At 68.8% G+C, this 6,802-nt stretch carries 5 protein-coding genes; 2 read left to right on the forward strand and 3 right to left on the reverse strand.

Going from position 1 to position 6,802, the window contains the following annotated elements; translation table 11 throughout:
* Positions 1 to 19: 19 nt before the first annotated feature.
* Both hisS and R6V09_RS42140 read right to left on the reverse strand, forming a co-directional pair.
* Positions 20 to 1,282 carry a histidine--tRNA ligase gene (gene hisS / locus R6V09_RS42135; protein ID WP_317886772.1) on the reverse strand — a complete coding sequence of 421 codons (1,263 nt, stop codon included), beginning with the start codon at positions 1,280 to 1,282 and terminating at the stop codon, positions 20 to 22.
* Between the two features lie 12 nt (positions 1,283 to 1,294).
* Complete coding sequence (locus R6V09_RS42140) at positions 1,295 to 2,011, reverse strand: MBL fold metallo-hydrolase (protein WP_317886773.1); 717 nt, start codon at positions 2,009 to 2,011, stop codon at positions 1,295 to 1,297.
* Between the two features lie 179 nt (positions 2,012 to 2,190).
* Between R6V09_RS42140 and R6V09_RS42145 the strand changes: the two genes are divergently transcribed.
* Both R6V09_RS42145 and R6V09_RS42150 read left to right on the forward strand, forming a co-directional pair.
* Entirely contained in the window at positions 2,191 to 3,036 is an 846-nt protein-coding gene (locus R6V09_RS42145) for a peptidylprolyl isomerase (protein WP_317886774.1), read from the forward strand.
* 135 nt (positions 3,037 to 3,171) lie between these two features.
* Positions 3,172 to 4,401 (forward strand): DUF349 domain-containing protein, encoded by a 1,230-nt coding sequence (locus tag R6V09_RS42150; protein WP_317886775.1) that lies wholly within the window; start codon positions 3,172 to 3,174, stop codon positions 4,399 to 4,401.
* A 69-nt stretch (positions 4,402 to 4,470) separates the two neighbouring features.
* Here the strand turns inward: R6V09_RS42150 and R6V09_RS42155 are convergent.
* The coding region (locus R6V09_RS42155) for a RelA/SpoT family protein (protein ID WP_317886776.1) at positions 4,471 to 6,802 on the reverse strand (2,332 nt) is incomplete at its 5' end.

The raw sequence follows: 6,802 nt of genomic DNA on the forward strand, positions 1-6,802 counted from the left end.
CCCCCGCCCCCAACCCACCTCAGCCCAGCTTCGATTCCAGTTCCGCCACGATCTCGTTGACCCCGACCGCCGTCTGATCGCCGGACTCCATGTCCTTCAGCTGCACGACGCCTTCGGCCAGATCACGCTCACCGGCGACGATCGTGTAGCGAGCCCCGCTGCGGTTGGCGTTCTTCATGGCGCCCTTGAGGCCCTTGGCGCCGTAGGAGAAGTCGGCCGCGATGCCCAGCTTGCGCAGCTCCGTCACCTTGGCGAACAGGACGCGGCGGGCCTCCTCGCCGAGCGGGACGGCGAACACGCTGGTGAGCGCGGGGAGTTGGAGTTCGACGCCCTCCGCCTCCAGGGCCAGCACCGTGCGGTCGACGCCCAGCGCCCAGCCCACGGAGGGCAGTGCGGGGCCGCCGATCATCTCGGACAGGCCGTCGTACCGACCGCCGCCGCCCACCGCGGACTGGGAGCCCAGGCCGTCGTGGACGAACTCGAAGGTGGTGCGGGTGTAGTAGTCCAGGCCGCGGACCAGCTTCGGGTCGTCCTCGAAAGCGACGCCCGCCGCCGTGATCAGCTCGCGGACCTCCTCGTGGTATGCCTTGCACGCGTCGCACAGGTAGTCGCGCAGCAGCGGGGCGTCCGTCAACTGCTTCTGGACGTCCGGGCGTTTGTCGTCCAGGACCCGGAGCGGGTTGATGTCCGCGCGGCGCAGGGTCTCCTCGTCGAGGTCCAGGCCCCGGAGGAAGGTCTGCAGCGCCTCCCGGTAGACCGGGCGGCACTCCTTGTCGCCCAGGCTGTTGAGGAGGATGCGGAAGTTCCGCAGGCCCAGCGAGCGGTACGCCTGGTCCGCCAGGATGATCAACTCGGCGTCCAGCGCCGGGTCTTCCGCACCGATCGCCTCGGCGCCGACCTGGGAGAAGTGGCGGTAACGGCCCTTCTGGGGGCGCTCGTAGCGGTAGTAGGAGCCCGAGTACCAGAGCTTGACCGGGAGGTTGCCCAGCTTGTGCAGGTTGGCCTCAAGTGCCGCGCGCAGCACGGAAGCCGTGCCCTCGGGACGCAGTGCGAGCTGGTCTCCGCCCTTGGTCTCGAAGGCGTACATCTCCTTGGTCACGATGTCGGTGGACTCACCGACACCGCGCGCGAAGAGCTCGACGTTCTCGAAGCCGGGCGTCTCGATGTAGCCGTAGCCGGAGTTGCGCAGCGGGGCGGCGATCGCCTCGCGCACGGCGAGGTACTTGGCCGACTCCGGCGGGATCAGGTCGTACGTGCCCTTGGGGGCCTGAAAGGTGCTCACGAAAGTCTCTCGTCACATTCCTCGTCGGGGAGCGTCCGAGCTGCTGCGCTCCTGGCGGCCTGCGGCCACCTCTCGCAGATACGGATTGGTGGCGCGCTCCTGGCCGATGGTCGTCTGGGGGCCGTGGCCGGACAGCACCACGGTCGAGTCGTCGAGCGGCAGGCACACACGGGCCAGCGAGTCGAGGATCTCGGCGTGGGAGCCGCCGGGCAGGTCGGTGCGTCCGATGGAGCCGGCGAAGAGCAGATCCCCGGAGAAGAACACAGAGGGGATCTCCGTGTTCTCGGGCATCTGGAAGGTCACCGACCCCCTGGTATGGCCGGGCGCATGGGCGACCGAGAACTCCAGTCCCGCCAGCTCCAGCCGCGCGCCGTCGGTCAGCTCCTTGACCTCGTCGGGCTCCCCCACGGTCAGCTCGCCCATCAGCGGCATCCCGATCGAGCGGCCGAGCGCCTTCTCGGGGTCGCTCATCATGAACCGGTCCTCGGGGTGGATCCAGGCCGGCACGTCGTGCGCGCCGCACACCGGGACGACCGAGGCCACATGGTCGATGTGGCCATGGGTGAGGACGACCGCGACGGGCTTGAGCCGATGCTTCCTGAGCGCTTCCTCGACTCCCTGGGCGGCCTGATGGCCCGGGTCGATGATCACGCACTCCTCACCGGCGGCGGGGGCGACGAGATAACAGTTCGTCCCCCAGGCCCCGGCGGGGAACCCGGCAATGAGCACGATCGTCCTTCGTTGTGTCGATACGGGAGGGGATAAGGATCCCTGCGTCAGTGGTCAGAGCCTACCGGCGCTGCCGAATCCTCAGCGAACCCATATACGGTACGGGGCACACGCAGGCGGTCGGCTCACAAGACGCACGCGTCCCAGTCGACGTACGAGACGCATGAGGAGAGAATCCGGTGGTCACCCAGGAACAGCGGAAGCGGCAGCTCGCGCGAGAGAAGTTCTTGCGGCAGCAGCAGCGGCGCACGGCCGCTCGGCGCAAGGCGCGTGTGCGCAACTCGGTGATCGCGTCGGTGCTCGGCGTGATCGTGATCGGCAGTGTGGCGCTGTACACGACCGGGGTCATGAAGGACGACGACAAGTCCAACGCGAGCGCGGACGTAACGCCCAGCGCCTCGGCGACGAGCAAGGCGCCGGACCCGTGCGCGAAGCCGGCGGCCGGCAAGATCAAGACGGCGACCTGGAAGAAGGAGCCGGCGGTCACGATCGACAAGTCGGCGAAGTACACGATGAAGCTGGCGACGACCTGCGGTGACATCGACATCGCGCTGAAGACGTCGGCCGCGCCGCACACCGTGAACTCGTTCAGCTTCCTTGCGGGCAAGGGCTTCTTCGACCACACGAAGTGCCACCGGCTCGTCACCAGCGGCATCTACGTGCTGCAGTGCGGCGACCCGACGGGCACGGGCAGCGGCGGTCCCGGCTACACGATCCCGGACGAGAACCTGAAGGACACGAGCCTCAAGGGCGGCACCTACCCGGCGGGCACGGTGGCGATGGCGAACACCTACGACGCCTCCACGGGCAAGGGCCGCAACACCGGCGGCAGCCAGTTCTTCCTCGTCTACCAGGACAGTCAGCTCCCGGCCGACTACACCCCGTTCGGTACCATCTCGGCCTCCGGGATGAAGGTCCTGAAGAAGATCGCCGCAGCTGGGGCGCAGGCCGCCGACCCCACGACGGGGAACACCGCCCCGAACGCGACCATCGTGATCAACAAGGCGACCGTGACGAAATCCTGACCGTCGGCAGTGAATTTTCGGTCGCGCGGGATGCGGACAGGCAACCCGCCGGTCGCCTATGTTGGCCGTGACGAAACTGTGGACGATGCCCGGGGGCACAGAGGCCCTGTGCAGGCATCATGTGGAGGAGGCGCTGTGAGCAGCGACCCGTGGGGACGCGTCGACGAGACGGGGACCGTGTACGTGCGTACGGCCGACGGCGAGCAGGTCGTCGGTTCCTGGCAGGCCGGCTCCCCTGACGAGGCGCTGGCCTACTTCGAACGCAAGTACGAGGGCCTGGTTGTCGAGATCGGCCTCCTCGAAAAGCGCGTGAAGACCACCGACCTGTCGGCGAAGGACGCGCAGGCCGCCGTCGACCATCTGCGCGAGCAGGTCGACGCCCACCACGCGGTCGGCGACCTCGCCGCGCTGCGGGTCCGGCTCGACAAGCTCGTGGAGACCGTCGAGGCGCGCCGCGAGGAGCGCAAGCAGCAGCGCGCCAAGCAGTCCGACGAGGCCAGGCACTCCAAGGAGGCGCTGGTCGTCGAGGCGGAGGAGCTGGCGCAGTCCGACCAGTGGCGGGCCGCCGGTGAGCGGCTGCGCGCGCTGGTGGACACCTGGAAGGGTCTGCCGCGTCTGGACCGCAAGTCGGACGACGAGCTGTGGCACCGCTTCTCGCACGCCCGGTCGGCCTTCTCCAAGCGCCGCAAGGCGCACTTCGCGTCGCTGGACGCGCAGCGCGAGGAGGCCCGCAAGACCAAGGAGAAGCTGGTCGCCGAGGCCGAGGGTCTGTCGGCCTCGACGGACTGGGGTCCGACGGCCGCGCGCTACCGCGAGCTGATGGCGGACTGGAAGGCGGCGGGCCGCGCCCAGCGCGAGCACGAGGACGATCTGTGGAACCGCTTCCGCGGCGCACAGGACGTCTTCTTCGCCGCCCGCAGCTCGGTCTTCGCCGAGCGGGACGCCGAGCAGACGGAGAACCTGAAGCTCAAGGAGGAGCTGGCCGAGGAGGCCGAGAAGCTCCTGCCGATCGGGGACCTCAAGGCCGCCCGCGCCGCCTTCCGCTCGCTCAACGAGCGCTGGGAGGCCATCGGCCATGTGCCGCGTGACTCCCGCCCGAAGGTCGAGGGCCGGATGCACACGGTCGAGCGGGCCCTCCAGGAGTCCGAGGAGACCGAGTGGCGCCGGACGAACCCGGAGGCACGCGCGCGTGCCGAGGGTCTGACCGGCCAGCTCCAGGCGGCCGTCGACAAGCTCAGGGGCCAGATCGAGCAGGCGCGGACCCAGGGCAACAACTCCCGCGCCGACAAGCTGGAACGCGAGCTGGAGGGCCGCCAGGCCCTGCTGGACCAGGCGCTGAAGGGCTTGCAGGAGTTCGGCGGCTGACACACCCGCAGGCACGCACGAAGAAGGGGCTCCCGTACATCGCGTACGGGAGCCCCTTCCGCGTACGCTCTACGACTTGTTGCGCGCCGACGTCACGCGGTAGACGTCGTAGACGCCCTCCACTCCCCTGACCGCCTTCAGGACGTGGCCCAGGTGCTTGGGGTCGCCCATCTCGAAGGTGAAGCGGGAGGTGGCGACGCGGTCGCGGGAGGTCTGGACGGCCGCGGAGAGGATGTTGACGTGCTGGTCGGACAGGACGCGGGTGACGTCCGAGAGGAGCCGGGAGCGGTCCAGGGCCTCCACCTGGATGGCGACCAGGAAGACCGAGGACTGGGTGGGCGCCCACTCGACTTCGAGGATGCGCTCGGGTTCGCGGGACAGTGACTCCACGTTGACGCAGTCGCTGCGGTGAACCGATACGCCGCTACCCCGCGTGACGAAACCGATGATGGGGTCGCCGGGGACGGGCGTACAACAACGGGCCAGTTTGACCCACACGTCGTCGACGCCCTTGACGACGACACCCGGGTCCGCGTTCGTCCGGCGCTTGCGGCCACGGCCGGGCGTCGGCGGCACGCTCTCGTCGATCTCCTCGGTGGCCGCCTCCTCGCCACCGAGCGCCTGCACCAGCTTCTGTACGACGTTCTGCGCGGCGACATGGCCCTCGCCGATCGCCGCGTACAGCGAGGAGATGTCGGGGTAGCGCATCTCGTGCGCGAGCGTGACGAGGGAGTCGCCGGTGAGGATGCGCTGGATCGGCAGGTTCTGTTTGCGCATCGCGCGGGCGATGGCGTCCTTGCCCTGCTCGATCGCCTCGTCGCGGCGCTCCTTGGAGAACCAGGCTCTGATCTTGTTGCGGGCGCGCGGCGACTTGACGAAGCCGAGCCAGTCCCGGGAGGGGCCTGCGCCGGGTGCCTTGGAGGTGAAGACCTCCACCAAGTCGCCGTTGTCCAGGGTGGATTCGAGCGGTACGAGGCGGCCGTTGACCCGTGCTCCTATGGTCCGGTGGCCGACCTCGGTGTGCACCGCGTACGAGAAGTCCACCGGGGTGGAGCCCGCCGGCAGCGCTATCACGTCGCCCTTCGGCGTGAAGACGAAGACCTCGTTGCGCGACAGGTCGAAGCGCAGGGACTCCAGGAACTCCCCGGGGTCCTCGGTCTCCTTCTGCCAGTCGAGCAACTGGCGCAGCCAAGCCATGTCGTTGAGGTGGTCGTCCTTGCCGGTGGTCCGTGGCTGGTCCGAGCGCACCTTGGAGGCGCCGGCGACGGCCTCCTGCTTGTACTTCCAGTGCGCGGCGATGCCGTACTCGGCACGGCGGTGCATGTCGAAGGTGCGGATCTGGAGCTCAACAGGCTTGCCGTTGGGGCCGATTACGGTCGTGTGCAGCGACTGGTACATGTTGAACTTGGGCATCGCGATGTAGTCCTTGAACCGGCCGGGGACCGGGTTCCATCGCGCGTGCACCGTACCGAGGGCCGCGTAGCAGTCGCGGACGGTGTCCACGAGGACGCGGATGCCCACCAGGTCGTAGATCTCGGCGAAGTCGCGACCGCGGACGATCATCTTCTGGTAGACGCTGTAGTAGTGCTTCGGGCGGCCGGTGACGGTCGCCTTGATGCGGGCGGCGCGCAGGTCGGTCTGGACCTCGTCGGTCACTATGGCCAGGTACTCGTCACGCTTCGGTGCCCGCTCGGCCACCAGCCGGACGATCTCGTCGTACATCTTCGGGTAGAGGATCGCGAAGGCGAGGTCCTCCAGCTCCCACTTGATGGTGTTCATGCCCAGGCGATGGGCGAGCGGCGCGTAGATCTCCAGGGTCTCGCGCGCCTTCTTCTCCTGCTTCTCGCGCTTGAGGTAGCGCATGGTGCGCATGTTGTGCAGGCGGTCGGCGAGCTTGATGACCAGGACGCGCGGGTCCTTGGCCATGGCGACGACCATCTTGCGCACGGTCTCGGCCTGCGCGGCCTCGCCGAACTTGACCTTGTCCAGCTTGGTGACGCCGTCGACGAGGAGGGCCACCGAGTCCCCGAAGTCGCGGCGGAGCTGGTCGAGGCCGTACTCGGTGTCCTCGACGGTGTCGTGCAGCAGACCCGCCATCAACGTGGCCGGGTCCATGCCGAGTTCGGCAAGGATCGTCGTCACGGCGAGCGGGTGCGTGATGTACGGGTCGCCGCTCTTGCGCTTCTGGCCGCGGTGCCAGCGCTCGGCGACCTGGTAGGCGCTCTCGACCTGGCGGAGGGTGGCCGTCTCGATCTTCGGGTCGTTGCTGCGCACTATCCGCAGCAGGGGCTCCAGGACCGGGTTGTACGGGTTCGAGCGCTGGACGCCGAGGCGCGCGAGGCGGGCGCGGACGCGGTTGGAGGAGCCGCCGCCGGAGCGTGCGGGCTGACCGGCGGTGGGC

The sequence above is a fragment of the Streptomyces sp. W16 genome (genome assembly GCF_033194735.1).
Lineage (GTDB): Bacteria > Actinomycetota > Actinomycetes > Streptomycetales > Streptomycetaceae > Streptomyces.